The following is a 13,608-nucleotide window of genomic DNA, read 5'->3' as shown; positions in this document are numbered from 1 at the left end:
AGCCAAAAGCGCAGGTCAGGCCCCTTGGAGAGGGCGTCTGGCGCGGCCGCGCTACAGGGTGCTGTCCGGCCCGCTGCGACGGGCCTCGTCGGCGGAGGCGTCGTCCGGCATGGTCTGGCTGACCCGTTCGGCCTCGACCCGGCCGAGGTAGATCGCGATCTCCTCCTGCGTGCGGGCCTCGTCCCAGCCGAGCACGGGTGCGACGAGGGCCGCTGCCACGGGTGCTGCCGAGACCCCGCGGTCCCAGGCCTCGATCGAGATGCGGGTGCGGCGGGTCAGGATGTCGGTGAGGTGGAGCGCTCCCTCGTGGGACGCGGCGTACACGACCTCGGCCTGGAGGTGGTCCTCGGCGCCGTCGAGGGGTTGTCCCAGCTCCGGGCGCTCGGCGACGAGGGCGAGGACCTCCTGGGTGAGGACGCCGTAGCGCTGCAGCAGGTGCTCCACGCGGGCGACGTGCAGCCCGGCGTCGGCGGCGAGGGAGTGGCGCTGGTTCCAGATCGCGGCGTAGCCGACGGCCCCCACGAGCGGAACCGTGTCGGTCGTGGACGCGGGGACTCGTCGCGAGATCGCCTGTGCCGCTTCGTCCACGGCGTCCTTGGCCATCACGCGGTAGGTCGTGTACTTGCCTCCGGCGACGACGACGAGCCCGGGGGCGCTGTGGGCCACCACGTGCTCGCGGGACAGCTTGCTCGTGGACTCGGACTCGCCGGCGAGCAGCGGGCGCAGCCCGGCGTACACGCCCTCGACGTCCTCGTGGGTGAGCGGCGTCTGGAGGACGCGGTTGACGTGGTCGAGGATGTAGTCGATGTCGGCACGGGTGGCCGCGGGGTGCGCCTTGTCGAGTGCCCAGTCGGTGTCGGTGGTGCCGATGATCCAGTGCCGGCCCCACGGGATGACGAAGAGCACGGACTTCTCGGTGCGCAGGATCAGGCCGGTCGAGGAGTGGATGCGGTCGCGCGGCACGACGAGGTGGATGCCCTTCGACGCGCGCACGTGGAACTGCCCGCGCTCGCCGACCATCGCCTGGGTGTCGTCGGTCCAGACACCCGTCGCGTTGACGATCTGCCGGGCGTTGATGACGAACTCCTCGTCGGTGAGCTTGTCGATCGCCCGGACCCCGGTGACGCGCTCACCCTGGCGCAGGAACCCGATGGCGGCGACACGGTTGGCGACGTGGGCGCCGTAGTGGGCGGCGGTCCGGGCCAGCTCCATCGTGTGGCGGGCGTCGTCGACCTGGGCGTCGTAGTACTGCACGGCGCCGGTGAGGGCGTCGTTGCGCAGGCTGGGCATGAGCCGCAGCGCCTGGCGGCGGGTGAGGTGGCGGTGGTGGGGCAGCCCGGCGCCGCCGCTGGCCGCCATGGCCATCGCGTCGTAGAGCGCGATGCCCGAGCCGACGTAGGCGCGTTCCCAGCCGTGGTGGGTGAGGGGGTAGAGGAACGGGACCGGGCGCACGAGGTGCGGCGCGAGGCGGGTGAGCAGCAGGCCGCGTTCGTGCAGGGCCTCCCGGACCAGCGCGAAGTCGAGCATCTCGAGGTAGCGCAGGCCGCCGTGGATGAGCTTGCTCGACCGTGACGACGTGCCGCTGGCGAAGTCGCGCTGCTCGATCAGGCCTGTCGACAGGCCCCGCGTCACGGCGTCGAGGGCGGTGCCGCTGCCGACGACCCCGCCGCCGATGACGAGCAGCTCGAGCTCCTCGCCGGACTTGAGGGCCTCGATGGCGCGCTGGCGGGACTGCGGCGAGAGCCCTGTGGTCCGGGCGTTCCCGGTCGTCCCGGTGGCGGTTACCGTGGTCATTGCCCTACCCCTCGTCGACGTCCACCCAGTCCAGGGTGCGTTCCACGGCCTTGCGCCACCCGGCATACCCGTCGGTGCGCTGCTCGTCGCTCCAGGTCGGCGACCATCGCTGGGACTCCTGCCAGTTGGCGCGCAGCTCCTCGGTGCCGGACCAGAAGCCAGTGGCCAGACCTGCAGCGTAGGCCGCACCCAGGGCGGTGGTTTCGGCGACCACCGGGCGTGAGACGGGCACGCCCAGAATGTCCGCTTGCAGCTGCATGCAGAGGCCGTTGGCGGTGACGCCGCCGTCGACCTTGAGCACCTCGAGCTCGACGCCGGAGTCCTTGGTCATCGCGTCCGCGACGTCGCGGCTCTGGTAGCAGATCGCCTCGAGGGTGGCCCGGGCCAGGTGGGCCCCGGTGTTGAAGCGGGACATGCCGACGATGGCGCCGCGGGCGTCGGGGCGCCAGTAGGGCGCGAACAGGCCGGAGAAGGCAGGGACGAAGTAGAGGCCGCCGGTGTCCTGCACGGACCGGGCGAGGCGCTCGACGTCGCCGGCCCCGGAGATGATCCCGAGCTGGTCGCGCAGCCACTGGACGGCCGAGCCGGTGACGGCGATGGACCCCTCGAGCGCGTAGACCGGCTTGGCGTCGCCGAACTGGTAGGCGACCGTCGTCAGCAGCCCGGACTCGCTGCGGACGATCTCCTCACCGGTGTTGAGCAGCATGAAGTTGCCGGTGCCGTAGGTGTTCTTCGCCTCGCCGGGGCTGAAGCAGACCTGGCCGACGGTGGCCGCGTGCTGGTCACCGAGGTCGCCGGCGAGCGGGACTTCCCCACCCAGGGGGCCACCGGGGCGGGTGGTGCCGTAGAACGCCGGGTCGGAGCTCGGCCGGATCTCGGGGAGCATCGAGCGCGGGATGTCGAAGAAGGACAGCAGCTCGTCGTCCCAGTCGAGGGTCCGCAGGTCCATGAGCATGGTGCGGCTGGCGTTGGTCACGTCGGTGACGTGGACGCCGCCGTCGGTGCCGCCAGTGAGGTTCCACAGCAGCCAGGTGTCGATGGTGCCGAAGACCGCGTCGCCGTCGTCGGCCGCCTTGCGTGCGCCGTCGACGTTCTCGAGGATCCACTGGACCTTGCCCGCGGCGAAGTAGGCGGCCGGCGGGATGCCCGCGCGCTCGCGGATGACCTCGCCCTTCCCCGACTGGTCGAGCGCCCGGGCGATCTTGTCGGTGCGGGTGTCCTGCCAGACGATCGCGTTGTACAGGGGGCGACCGGTGCGGCGGTTCCACACGACCGTGGTCTCGCGCTGATTGGTGATGCCGAGGGCGGACAGGTCACTGGCCTGCAGGTCGAGGTGGGCCAGGGCGGACGCGATCACGGTCTGGGTGCGTTCCCAGACCTCCAGCGGGCTGTGCTCGACCCACCCGGCGCGCGGCATGATCTGCTCGTGCTCGAGCTGACGGCGGCCCACCTCGGCCCCCGAGTGGTCGAACACCATGAACCGTGTGCTCGTCGTCCCCTGGTCCACCGCGCCAACGAAATCGGCCATGCCCAGACCCTAGCGGTGCAGTGACCGACCCGACGGGGGCTGTTCGGGACCCGATCCGCGCTCAGTGAGCGCGAACGGTCGGCAAGGCTGGGCCTTTGCGACAGTTGGTGCTCACTGAGTGACGGAGGGCTCAGCCCTCGGGCGCGGGGGTGGGGGCCGGCTCGGGGGTGGGGGTCGGCGCGGGGGTGGGGGTCGGCGCGGGGGTGGGGGTCGGCGCGGGCTCGACCAGCTCGGGGCGGCCGGGCTGCTCACCACCGCGGGCGGCGAGATAGCTCTCCTTGGGCACCATGACCTTGCGGCGGAAGATGCAGACCAGCGTGCCGTCCTGGTTGTAGCCCTTGGTCTCGACGTGGACCACTCCGCGGTCGTCCTTGGACCTGCTCTCCCACTTGTCCAGGACCTCGGTCTGGCCGTAGATCGTGTCGCCGTGGAACGTCGGTGCGACGTGGCGCAGCGACTCGACCTCGAGGTTGGCGATGGCCTTGCCCGAGACGTCTGGGACGGACATGCCGAGCAGCAACGAGTAGATGTAGTTGCCGACCACCACGTTCTTCTTGAACTGCGTCGTGTTCTCCGCGTAGTTCGAGTCGAGGTGGAGCGGGTGGTGGTTCATGGTCAAGAGGCAGAACAGGTGGTCGTCGTACTCGGTCACCGTCTTGCCGGGCCAGTGCTTGTAGACCGCGCCGACCTCGAACTCCTCGTAGCTGCGTCCGAATTGCATGGTGGCCATCCTGCCGATCGGGGACCGACGGCGACACCGGTATGCCGCGTGGGTTCCCTCACAGCGCCGTCACCTCAGGGCCGGGATGCCGTTGTCGTTGCTCGAGGACATCGTCTGGCCCACCTGCACGGTGCTGAGCCCGTCGAGCACGGCGACGGTGAACGGTGTGGCGGGGATGTGCCGCAACGGCACCGAGAATTCGGTGCCGTCCTGGAGTGCGGTGTTCATGCGCGTGTGTCCGGACGCGGTCCGGTCGAGCGACCAGGTGGTGCCCCTGGCGGGCACGTCCTCTCCAGCCACCGGCCCACGTTCGGGGTGGGTCATCGCGATGGCACCGATGAGGGTCGCGCCGCCGCCCGGCTCCAGAACCTCGAGAACCGCTTGGTTGCGGTCGAGTCCCCGGTCCGGGCTGACCGTGACCCGGTAGCTGCGCACGACCCCGTCTGCGCCCCTTTGGGTGAACTCGAGGGTGGACGGCGCGCGGAGCAGGGCGTCCGGCGAGGCGGAGGTGCGGGCCGAGGCGACCGGCGTGAGGGGTGCCGTGCCGGGGCCGTCCGCCACCGCGGCGGCCACGCCGATGGCCGCGACCACGGCCGTGCCGGAGGCGACGGCGGTGAGGCGGCGGCGACGGACGCGGCGACGGCCGCCATGCACCACGGCATACGGGTCGATGCCCATCGGGGGAGCGCTGGTGCCTTCCAGAACCTCGTTGAGGTCAACGGACATGGGAGTTCTCCTCTCGCTCAAGGGATTCACGCAGCTTGGCCAACCCGCGTGAGGCGCTGGACTTGACCGAACCGAGGCTGATGCCGAGGAGCTCTGCGACCTCGACCTCGGGGAGGCCTGCGTAGTGCCGCATGACGACGACCTGGCGTTCGCGCAGCGGCAGGCGACCGAGCAGGCGAACCACATGGTCGGCGTCCTCGGGCCCGGAGTCGCGGGTGGATGACTCAGGCATCGCCTCGACGACCGTCTCGCGCTTGCTGCGCCTGCGGTCGTCGATGTGCAGGTTGAGCAGGATCCGACGGGTGTAGGCCAGCGGATCGCCCTCACTGATGCGCGCCCAGCGGACGTAGACGCGTTCGAGGGCCGCCTGCACGAGCTCCTCGGCCTGGACCGGGTCGCCGCAGATGAACCACACGGTCTTGAGCAGGCGTGGTGAGGCGCCGCGGACGAAGTCCACGAACTCCTCGTCGTCCTGCCCAGACATAGCGCCCCCTCCTTGGTGTGTGCCCGGTCGTGCACCCCTCCAACGGAGAGGGTGCCTGATTGGTTGAGTCCCGGCCCTGACCCGCGAGGAAAAGATCCTGAGCGAAATGTCGAGCACGCCGGGCTCCGGGCGTCATGGTGGTGACCGGGCCGCACGGCCACCAGCACCCAGACAGGGAGCCCCACATGAAGTACGTCATCCTCATCCACTCCAACCCCCAGCCCTGGGGTCACCCGACGGCCGACTTCCTGGCCGAGCACCAGGCGATGCCGGCCGCCGAGCGGGAGCGGCTCAACGCGGACTTCGAGGCGGTCATGCAGGACCTGTCCGAACGCGGCGAGCTGGTCGGCGGCCAGGCCCTGGGCGATCCGCGGGAGGCGACCCTGGTGCGGTTCGAGGGTGGCCGGCGCAAGGTGACCGAAGGTCCCTACGCCGAGACGACCGAGCACTTCGCGGGGTTCTTCCTCATCGACGTCGCCGACCGCGCACGGGCCGAGGAGGTCGTGCTGAAGTTCGCAGGACCCGGGGAGACCGTCGAGCTGCGCCCCGTCGCAGAGTGAGCGGGGTCGTCGCTGAAGGGGCGACGCCCCCTGAACTCACGGCAGGTCGAAAGAGTGCGAGGCCCCGGTTCCGTCCGTCCAGCTGACGGAGGGGACGGGGTCGGGGCTGCTGTCGTCCATCCCCGTCAGCTGGATCGCCGTTGCCCACACGCCGCCCGTGACCTCGACCGTCGTGAAGGTCCACCCGTCGACGAAGCGCGCAGCGGTGTCGCCCCGGGGCGCGACGGATACGGGCTTGGAACGGGTGAGCCCGTAGAGGGTGGCGTAGGCGCCGCCGTCGCCGCGGGCGAACTCCTGTGACTGACCCGGGTCGAGCGTGAGGAGGCCCAGGTGCTGCAGTCCCAGCGTGGGGGAGTCCGCCTTCTCCACCTCCACGAGGGCGGTGCCGGTGGGCGTGGGCCGGGCGGTGAAGCGCACCGGAAGGGGGGACCATCCTGCCCCGCCCCCCTTGGCGGGGATGGTTGCCGTGAACGACGCCGGCATCCGGGCGGCGCCTCGCTGCCCCGTTCCCGTGGTCCACGCCAGGTCCTGCCACGGCTTCGTCCACGACGCGGGGATCGACGCGACCGTCAGCCACTGGGAGGTCCCGGCCACCGGGGCCGACCCCAGGTGGTCGAGCGCGAACCCCGTCGAGCCCATCCGGATCGAGTCCACCGGTCCTTGCGTGACCAGGATCGCGAGCGGCCCGTCGGTGTACGCCACGTCTGCGAGTTCCGGCCGGTCGAGGCGAAGCCCGGCCACCGTCCGGGGGACCCCCTCGACGGAGTTCTCGAGGGCGGCGAAGCGATGCCCGTCCGAGACGAGGCCGCGGACCGTGTAGGCCATGGTCGAGCCGGCGGGCCGCAGCTCGGAGCGGGACCCGAACGCGCCCGCATTCACCCGTGCCGTGGCTGTCGAAGCAGTCGACGGTGTCGAGGAGGTGGCCGTGCCCACGGGCGCGACGGCCCGCCTCGGCGCGGTGTCGCCGAGCGCCACCCCGACCGCCAGGGCCGCGAGCGACACGGCGGTCGCGGCCGCTGCACGCGACAGCCCACGTCGTCTCGCGGCGCGCCGACCGAGCCCGATCACCGAGGCCGGGTCGAGGTGGTCGAAGGCGACCTCGCCGGCAGCCGCGTGGAGGTCCTCGCGGACGCGGTCCTCGAAGGTGCTGGTCATCGCAGGCTTCCCTCGGTGGTCGACTCGTTTGTGGGGTAGGAGGCCCGAAGGGTGGCAAGTCCTCGTGAGGCGGCGCTCTTCACCGAGCCGACGGAGATGCCGAGCAGGTCGGCCACGGCGTGCTCCGACAGGTCGTTGTAGTACCGCAGCACGACGACCCGTCGCTGCTGGTCGGGCAGTGCGGCGAGCATCCGCACGACGCGGTCCCGGTCGTCGGCGGTCGTTCCGTCGTGGTGGGGGCGTTCGGGAGGCTCGGCCACCGGGTGCTCGCCCCTCGTCTTGCGCCACGTGTCCGTGCGGTGGTTGATGAGGATCCTGCGCGCGTAGGGGAGGGCCTCGTCCTCGTGGACCCTGGACCAGACGACGTAGGTCTTCACCAGCGCGCCCTGGACCAGTTCGTGGGCGGCATCGTGCGAGCCGGTCAGCAGCCAGGCAGTGCGCAGCAGGGACGGTGTGGACCGCGTCACGAAGTCGGCGAAGGCGGCATCGCGTGCCGCCTTGTCGCTCCTGCTCATGCTCACCCCTCCCGTGGTCGACACCCTGCACTACGGCAGGAGCGTCCGAAAGGTTGCCGCGCGCAGGGCGGCGAGGACACGCCGGGCCTGCCCCTACCCTTGGGGCGTGCTCATCGACCTCCACACCCACTCCTCGGCGAGTGACGGCACCCAGCCGTCCGCCGACGTGGTCCGGTCGGCCGCACTGGCCGGACTGGACGTGGTGGCCCTGACCGACCACGACACGTATGCCGGGTGGCCGGCCGCCGTCGACGCCGCCCTCGAGGTCGGGGTCGGCCTGGTCCGGGGCGTGGAGATCAGCTGCCAGCACCGGGGCATCAGCGTCCACCTGCTCGGCTACCTCGTCGACCCGGACCACCCCGAGCTGCGCGCCGAGCTGGCCCACGCCAAGGACTCCCGCGAGACCCGGGTTGCACGCATGGTGCACGCCATGGCGGCCGACGGCATACCGGTCACGCTCGAGCAGGTGCGCGGGCTCGCCGGTGACGGTGCCACCCTGGGCCGGCCGCACATCGCCGACGCCCTCGTCGACAGCGGCGTGATCCGCACCCGCGACGAGGCGTTCGAGGACCTGCTGCGCAACGGAAGCCGCTACTACGCCTCGCACTACGCGCCCGACCCGGTGCGCGCCGTCGAGCTCGTCCGGGCGGCGGGCGGGGTGCCGGTCATGGCGCACCCGTTCGCCAACGGTCGCGGCTGGACGGTCGGCGACGAGGTCATCGAGTCGATGGCCCGGGCCGGGCTGGGTGGGCTCGAGGCCGACCACCGTGACCACACCCCGCGGGAGAAGGCGCACGCCGTCGACCTCGCCGCGCAGCTGGGACTATTCACGACCGGCTCGAGCGACTACCACGGCACCGGCAAGCAGAACGTGCTCGGCGAGAACACCACGGACCCCCTGGTGCTCGCCGAGATCGAGGACCAGGCACGGAGCGACATCGAGGCGGTCAGGCCGTGAACGACATCGTCGACCTGCAGGTCCTGGGCTCGGTCTTCGTCACCCTGCTCGTGATCATGGACCCGCCGGGCGCCCTGCCGATCTTCCTGGCCCTCACCGGCACCCTGACGCAGAAGCAGAAGATCGCCGCCGCCCGTCGCGCCTCGCTCGTGGCGCTGGGCGTCATCGTGCTGTTCGCGGTGTTCGGGCAGCAGATCCTCACCTACCTGCACATCTCGCTGCCGGCGCTGCAGGGGGCCGGTGGCCTGCTGCTGCTCCTCGTGGCCCTGCAGCTGCTCACCGGTTCGGAGCAGGAGCAGCACGCGGACGCAGGCGTGAACGTCGCCCTGGTGCCGCTCGGCACCCCGCTGCTCGCCGGACCGGGGGCGATCGTCGCCACGATGCTCCAGGTCAAGCGTGCCGACGGCCTCAGCCAGTACGTCGCGGTGGCGCTGGGCCTGATGGCCACGATGTTCGTCGTGTGGCTGTTCTTCCGGTTCGCGGGGCAGGTCCACCGGGTGCTCAAGGACAGTGGCACGGTCCTCATCACGCGCATCGCAGGACTGCTCCTGTCCGCGATCGCCGTCCAGATGGTCGCGGATAGCATCCGGGCCTTCGTCAGTGGCAGCGCCTAACGTGGCGGGCATGCAGCAGGGGAGCCCCGCGGGGCCGGCGTCGGCCGCCCGGTCCGCGTTCGTGCAGGAGTCGTTCGGCGGTATGCCGCGGCGCCTGTTCCGCGCCAGCCCGAGCCGCCTGCTCGCGTGGGTCGACTGCCCGCGCCGGTACCGCATGCAGTACCTCGACCGACCCTCCCCGCCCCAGCGTCCCCAGCGGGCGCACACCTCGGTGGGCACGGCGGTGCACAACGCCCTGCGCGACTGGTGGGACCTCGCCCCGGAGCAGCGCACCCCGGAGGCCGGTGCCGAGCTCGTGCGGACCTCGTGGATCGAGGCGGGCTTCCGCGACGCCGACCAGTCGCTGGAGTGGCGCCAGCGGGCGCAGGGGCAGGTGCGCACCTACCTCTCCGACGTCGACCCCGTCGACCAGCCGCTGGGCATCGAGCGCACGGTGTCGCTCAAGACCGAGGAGCTGGCCCTCCAGGGCCGCATCGACCGGCTCGACGACCGCGGCAGCGAGCTGGCGGTCGTCGACTACAAGACGAGCCGGTGGGAGCCCACCGACGACGACGCGCGCACCTCGCTCCCGCTCGCCCTGTATGCCGCGGCGGCGTGGAAGATGTTCCGCCGCCGCTGCGTCCGGGTCGAGCTGCACCACCTGCCCAGCGGCGCAGTGGCCACGCACGAGCACAGCGGCGAGTCGCTGCAGCGCAAGATCGCGGAGGCCGAGTCCATCGCACGCGACGCCCGTCGCGCCGAGGACGACTATGCGCAGTTCGGCGTCGACTCGGGACGGTTCCCCGCCACGGTGGGGCCGCTGTGCCAGTGGTGCGACTTCAGGGCGCACTGCCCGGCCGGCCAGGCGTTCGGGCCGGAGAAGTCGAGCTGGGCCGCCCTCGAGGACCCCGCGCGACCGGCGGCACCGTCCTCGCGCACCGGCGCCTGACCGCCTCGTCGAGGGCGGCTCTCAGAAGTTCCAGCGGATGCCGACGCGTCCGGGCCCGACCCGGTGCACCACGTGCTGGACGCTGGTGGAGTCGCCGAGGTCGATCAGGGACGAGGTGGTCATCCCGTCGAGCACGCTGTAGGTCTCGACGGTGACGGGCAGCCTGGCCGGGTGGAACCGCACCCAGATCATCAGCTCGGTGACCCGGTGCAGGAGGAAGTACTCGATCGACTGCTCGGGGTCGAGGTCGCGGGGGAGCACGACCTGGTGCTCGGCTGCCGCCGTCTCGTCGACGCGCAGGGGCCGGTCGAGGATGATCTCGGCGGCGAACACGCCGTCGGCGTCGTGGGAGATCGTGCGCCCGACGCGGCAGCCGCTGACCGCCCGGAACTCGGCCCGTTCGCCGCTCGGCTGGTCGGTCGCGAGGAGGGCAGGGATGCGCTGGGCGCCGTCGCGCATGGCACGGACGACGTTGCGGATGGTCCGCACGCGCTGAACGCCGTGGGCGTCGACGTCGAGGGTGTCGTGCACCGTGAGGTCGACGAGCTCGAGGGTGTCGCCGAACCCCAGCTGCTCCATCGCCTGGGTCGCGAGCGGGATCTCGACCGGGAGGTCGGCGGCGCGGGGCAGCTCGCGGGGCGGACCGGGCCGGCGTCGAGGGCCGAGCTTGCTCAGGAGGTGGCCGCGCGGAACCCCGAGGATCTCCTCGAGGTGGGCGACGGCTTCCAGCGAGCCGACCCGCTGGGGCTGGCTGCGCCCGGACTGCCAGTAGCTGAGGGTCGCGATGCTGACGGGGGTGCCGCGCTCGTCGAGGCGGCGACGCAACGACTCCAGGCTGCGGCCGCTGCGCTTGACGGCCGTGCGGAGGGCTGCAGGGAAGGTGGCATCGTCGAGTCCCTGGGGGCCCCCCTGGCCCCGGTGTTGCGGCGTCGCCACAGCCAAACCTCTCCTGTCGGCACGTCCGCGCCGCCCTTTGCGTAGCCCTGCGCTACGCCCAACACGATAAGCGTTCAACTATCTCTTCGCGCGGGGACCGGACAATCCCTGTCCGTACGGCCGCCGCATCGTCACCGTTCGTACCTGACAGACTGGCGCCCCCGGCACACCCACCTCGCACGGAAGGGCCCTCCCGTTGGCCAGAGCTCGCACCCGGCCCGCAGCCATCGTCTCGGTGGCCAACCAGAAGGGCGGCGTCGCGAAGACGACGTCGGTCGCCTCCCTCGGGGCGGCGTTCGCCGAGCAGGGCAAGCGCGTGCTGCTGGTCGACCTCGACGCCCAGGCGTGCCTCACGTTCAGCCTCGGTGTGGACCCCGACGAGGTCGAGGCCTCCGTCAACGAGGTGCTCCTGGGCAAGGCGACCATCGCCGACGTCCGGGTCGCCTGCGACGACGGTGTCGACCTGGTGCCCAGCGTGATCGACCTCGCGGGCGCCGAGGCCCAGCTGCTCCCGCGACCCGGACGCGAGTACGTGCTGCGCACCGCCCTCGAGGACGTGCGCGGCGACTACGACGTCATCCTGCTCGACTGCTCACCCAGCCTGGGGGTCCTCACGCTGAACGCCCTGACCGCGAGCCAGGGGCTGGTCATCCCGATGCCGTGCGAGATGCTCAGCCACCGCGGGGTCGGCCAGCTGCTCGACACCGTCGCCGACGTGCAGAAGATCCTCAACAAGGACCTGCGGGTCCTCGGGATCCTGCCCACGATGTTCGACGGCCGCAGCAACCACGCCCAGGAGGTGCTCGCCGACGTCGGCCAGCGCTACGACCTGCCGGTCCTGAGCCCGCCCATCCCGAAGACGGTGCGGTTCGCGGAGGCGCCGGCGGTGGGCCGCAGCATCCTGGCTACCTCCCGCACGTCCAAGGGGGCCAAGGCCTACCGTGAGGTCGCGAAGGCGCTCGCGAAGCAGCTCGCCACGCTCTGAGGTGGCGTGCGTTGCCTGTGAGACGCCTGTGACGCGGCTACCGCACCTCAACCGAACGGACGACCCCCTACTGAGCCGATCGGGCCGGAAACGGCGCCGTCGGCGTGTCGGAAGTTATGGAACTGGCAAAGAGGTCGTGACCGCTCGTTGATGCGCTGCGACGATCTCTGCATCCGCCACGGAGCACGACCAGACCCCCTGCTGGTCGTCGAGCGCGGCGCAGATCCGAGGAGTCCCCCAATGTCGTCCACCCCCCAGCCGACATCCACCACCCGCTCGACCGGCGCCCACGCCGGACCGCTGCAGACCATCCTCGCGGCGATCGCCGTGTGCGTCCTCTACTGGTCCGTGGGCATCAACGACACCTCCGACGCCACCACGGGCTCGGGCGCCCCGGCGGTCCAGCTCCAGCAGGTCGGGAACTCCACGTCGGCGCAGTCCGCCGTCCCCGCCGCATACCGGGTCTCCGGGCAGTCGCGGTAGCTCGTCCGAAGCATTCTCCCCGGCGTTCGCGGCGCGGTCGCGCACCAGCCCCGCCGGCGGGCTCGGAATAGTCACGTCCGCGAGGGACTTGTCCCTTGACGGTGACTGACCCCGACCCCCCAAGGAGAATCATGTCCCGCACTGCAGCACTGTCCGCCGCGTCCGCCGGAGCCGCCCTCGAGGCGACCACGATCGAGCGCCGCGAGCTGCGCGATGACGACATCGTCATCGACATCGCATTTGCCGGAATCTGCCACAGCGACATCCACCAGGTCCGTGAGGAGTGGGGGAGCGCCATCTTCCCGATGGTGCCCGGCCACGAGATCGCCGGAGTCGTCTCCGAGGTCGGTGGCGGCGTGACCCGTTACAAGGTCGGCGACCGCGTCGGCGTCGGCTGCATGGTCGACTCCTGTGGCGAGTGTGAGTACTGCAAGGACGGCCAGGAGCAGTTCTGCCTCAAGGGTGCCGTCATGACGTACAACGGCACCGGCTACGACGGCGAGAAGACCATGGGCGGCTACGCGCAGTCCGTCGTCGTGAGCGAGCGCTTCGCCGTCCGCATCCCCGACGCCCTCGAGCTCGACGTCGCCGCACCGCTCCTGTGCGCCGGCATCACGACGTTCAACCCGCTCAAGCGCTGGGGCGCAGGGCCCGGCAAGAAGGTCGCCGTCGTCGGACTCGGTGGCCTCGGTCACCTCGGCGTGAAGTTCGCCGCCGCCCTCGGCGCCGAGGTCACCGTGCTGAGCCAGACGACCTCCAAGGAGGCCGACAGCAAGGCCTTCGGCGCTGTGGCCCACTACGCCACCAAGGACCCGGAGACCTTCGAGAAGCTGCGCGGCTCGTTCGACCTCATCCTCAACACGGTGAGCGCGAACCTGCCGTTCGACGACTACCTGTCGCTGCTCAAGGCGAACGGCGCCATGGTCAACGTGGGCGCCCCGAGCGACCCGAGCACCTTCGTGGCGTTCTCGCTCATCGGTGGCAGCAAGGCACTGGCCGGCTCCAACATCGGCGGGATCCCGCAGACCCAGGAGATGCTCGACTTCGCGGCCGAGCACGGCATCGCCGCCGAGATCGAGACGATCGACGCCAGCAAGGTCAACGAGGCCTACGACCGCGTCGTGAACTCCGACGTGCGCTACCGCTTCGTCATCGACACGGCGACCATCGGCGCCTGACACCCCGCCCGACGCGCGGCGCGCCACGCTTCCCGCACGGCGA

15 protein-coding genes are annotated in these 13,608 nt (G+C 71.3%); 7 read left to right on the top strand and 8 right to left on the bottom strand.

Translation table 11 applies throughout. The features are described from left to right. Window positions 1–51 precede the first annotated feature (51 nt). The 5 genes from ASC58_RS03345 to ASC58_RS03325 all read right to left on the bottom strand — a co-directional run bounded on the left by ASC58_RS03345 (window position 52) and on the right by ASC58_RS03325 (window position 5,253). Window positions 52–1,794, bottom strand: coding sequence for a glycerol-3-phosphate dehydrogenase/oxidase (locus ASC58_RS03345; protein ID WP_056918331.1), 1,743 nt, complete (start codon window positions 1,792–1,794; stop codon window positions 52–54). Between the two features lie 4 nt (window positions 1,795–1,798). Further along, window positions 1,799–3,322: a glycerol kinase GlpK gene (gene glpK, locus ASC58_RS03340; RefSeq protein WP_056915362.1), complete on the bottom strand. Its 1,524-nt coding sequence runs from the start codon at window positions 3,320–3,322 to the stop codon at window positions 1,799–1,801. 130 nt (window positions 3,323–3,452) lie between these two features. After that, entirely contained in the window at window positions 3,453–4,052 is a 600-nt protein-coding gene (locus ASC58_RS03335) for a MaoC family dehydratase (protein ID WP_369796184.1), read from the bottom strand. Between the two features lie 60 nt (window positions 4,053–4,112). Beyond that, the gene (locus ASC58_RS03330; protein WP_056918330.1) at window positions 4,113–4,769 is read right to left on the bottom strand and encodes a hypothetical protein; all 657 of its coding nucleotides are present in this window, start codon (window positions 4,767–4,769) and stop codon (window positions 4,113–4,115) included. Continuing rightward, a complete protein-coding gene (locus ASC58_RS03325; RefSeq protein ID WP_056918329.1) occupies window positions 4,759–5,253 on the bottom strand; it encodes a SigE family RNA polymerase sigma factor in 495 nt (164 codons plus the stop codon). Before ASC58_RS03325 ends, ASC58_RS03330 begins: the two co-directional genes overlap by 11 nt. A gap of 185 nt (window positions 5,254–5,438) precedes the next feature. Between ASC58_RS03325 and ASC58_RS03320 the strand changes: the two genes are divergently transcribed. Beyond that, window positions 5,439–5,813, top strand: a complete 375-nt coding sequence (locus ASC58_RS03320; protein WP_056915361.1) for a YciI family protein — start codon at window positions 5,439–5,441, stop codon at window positions 5,811–5,813. Between the two features lie 36 nt (window positions 5,814–5,849). Here ASC58_RS03320 and ASC58_RS03315 read toward each other — a convergent pair whose 3' ends face one another. After that, window positions 5,850–6,968 (bottom strand): hypothetical protein, encoded by a 1,119-nt coding sequence (locus ASC58_RS03315; RefSeq protein ID WP_056918328.1) that lies wholly within the window; start codon window positions 6,966–6,968, stop codon window positions 5,850–5,852. Beyond that, window positions 6,965–7,483, bottom strand: a complete 519-nt coding sequence (locus tag ASC58_RS03310; RefSeq protein WP_056918327.1) for a SigE family RNA polymerase sigma factor — start codon at window positions 7,481–7,483, stop codon at window positions 6,965–6,967. Before ASC58_RS03310 ends, ASC58_RS03315 begins: the two co-directional genes overlap by 4 nt. 106 nt (window positions 7,484–7,589) lie before the next feature. Between ASC58_RS03310 and ASC58_RS03305 the strand changes: the two genes are divergently transcribed. From ASC58_RS03305 to ASC58_RS03295, 3 genes are read left to right on the top strand one after another with little or no spacing between them, the layout of a single operon-like run. Beyond that, on the top strand, window positions 7,590–8,441 hold the full coding sequence (locus ASC58_RS03305) for a PHP domain-containing protein (RefSeq protein ID WP_056918326.1): 852 nt from the start codon (window positions 7,590–7,592) through the stop codon (window positions 8,439–8,441). Further along, a complete protein-coding gene (locus ASC58_RS03300) occupies window positions 8,438–9,055 on the top strand; it encodes a MarC family protein (RefSeq protein WP_056915359.1) in 618 nt (205 codons plus the stop codon). The genes ASC58_RS03305 and ASC58_RS03300 overlap by 4 nt, the downstream gene beginning before the upstream one ends. Before the next feature lie 10 nt (window positions 9,056–9,065). Further along, complete coding sequence (locus ASC58_RS03295) at window positions 9,066–9,983, top strand: PD-(D/E)XK nuclease family protein (protein WP_235529066.1); 918 nt, start codon at window positions 9,066–9,068, stop codon at window positions 9,981–9,983. Between the two features lie 21 nt (window positions 9,984–10,004). On the opposite strand, the gene ASC58_RS03290 is transcribed toward ASC58_RS03295, so the two are convergent. Continuing rightward, on the bottom strand, window positions 10,005–10,919 hold the full coding sequence (locus tag ASC58_RS03290) for a hypothetical protein (RefSeq protein ID WP_056915358.1): 915 nt from the start codon (window positions 10,917–10,919) through the stop codon (window positions 10,005–10,007). Window positions 10,920–11,115: 196 nt separating this feature from the next. Between ASC58_RS03290 and ASC58_RS03285 the strand changes: the two genes are divergently transcribed. The 3 genes from ASC58_RS03285 to ASC58_RS03275 all read left to right on the top strand — a co-directional run bounded on the left by ASC58_RS03285 (window position 11,116) and on the right by ASC58_RS03275 (window position 13,565). Next, the gene (locus tag ASC58_RS03285; protein ID WP_056915357.1) at window positions 11,116–11,904 is read left to right on the top strand and encodes a ParA family protein; all 789 of its coding nucleotides are present in this window, start codon (window positions 11,116–11,118) and stop codon (window positions 11,902–11,904) included. Window positions 11,905–12,144: 240 nt separating this feature from the next. Continuing rightward, entirely contained in the window at window positions 12,145–12,387 is a 243-nt protein-coding gene (locus tag ASC58_RS03280) for a hypothetical protein (protein WP_056915356.1), read from the top strand. A 131-nt stretch (window positions 12,388–12,518) separates the two neighbouring features. After that, window positions 12,519–13,565 (top strand): NAD(P)-dependent alcohol dehydrogenase, encoded by a 1,047-nt coding sequence (locus tag ASC58_RS03275; RefSeq protein ID WP_056915355.1) that lies wholly within the window; start codon window positions 12,519–12,521, stop codon window positions 13,563–13,565. Window positions 13,566–13,608: the final 43 nt, after the last annotated feature.

Source organism: Phycicoccus sp. Root101, from assembly GCF_001426245.1.
In the GTDB taxonomy this organism is placed as follows: Bacteria; Actinomycetota; Actinomycetes; order Actinomycetales; family Dermatophilaceae; genus Pedococcus.
The sequence above is the reverse complement of the archived record's forward strand: the minus strand, read 5'-3'. Positions and strand labels throughout refer to the sequence as shown.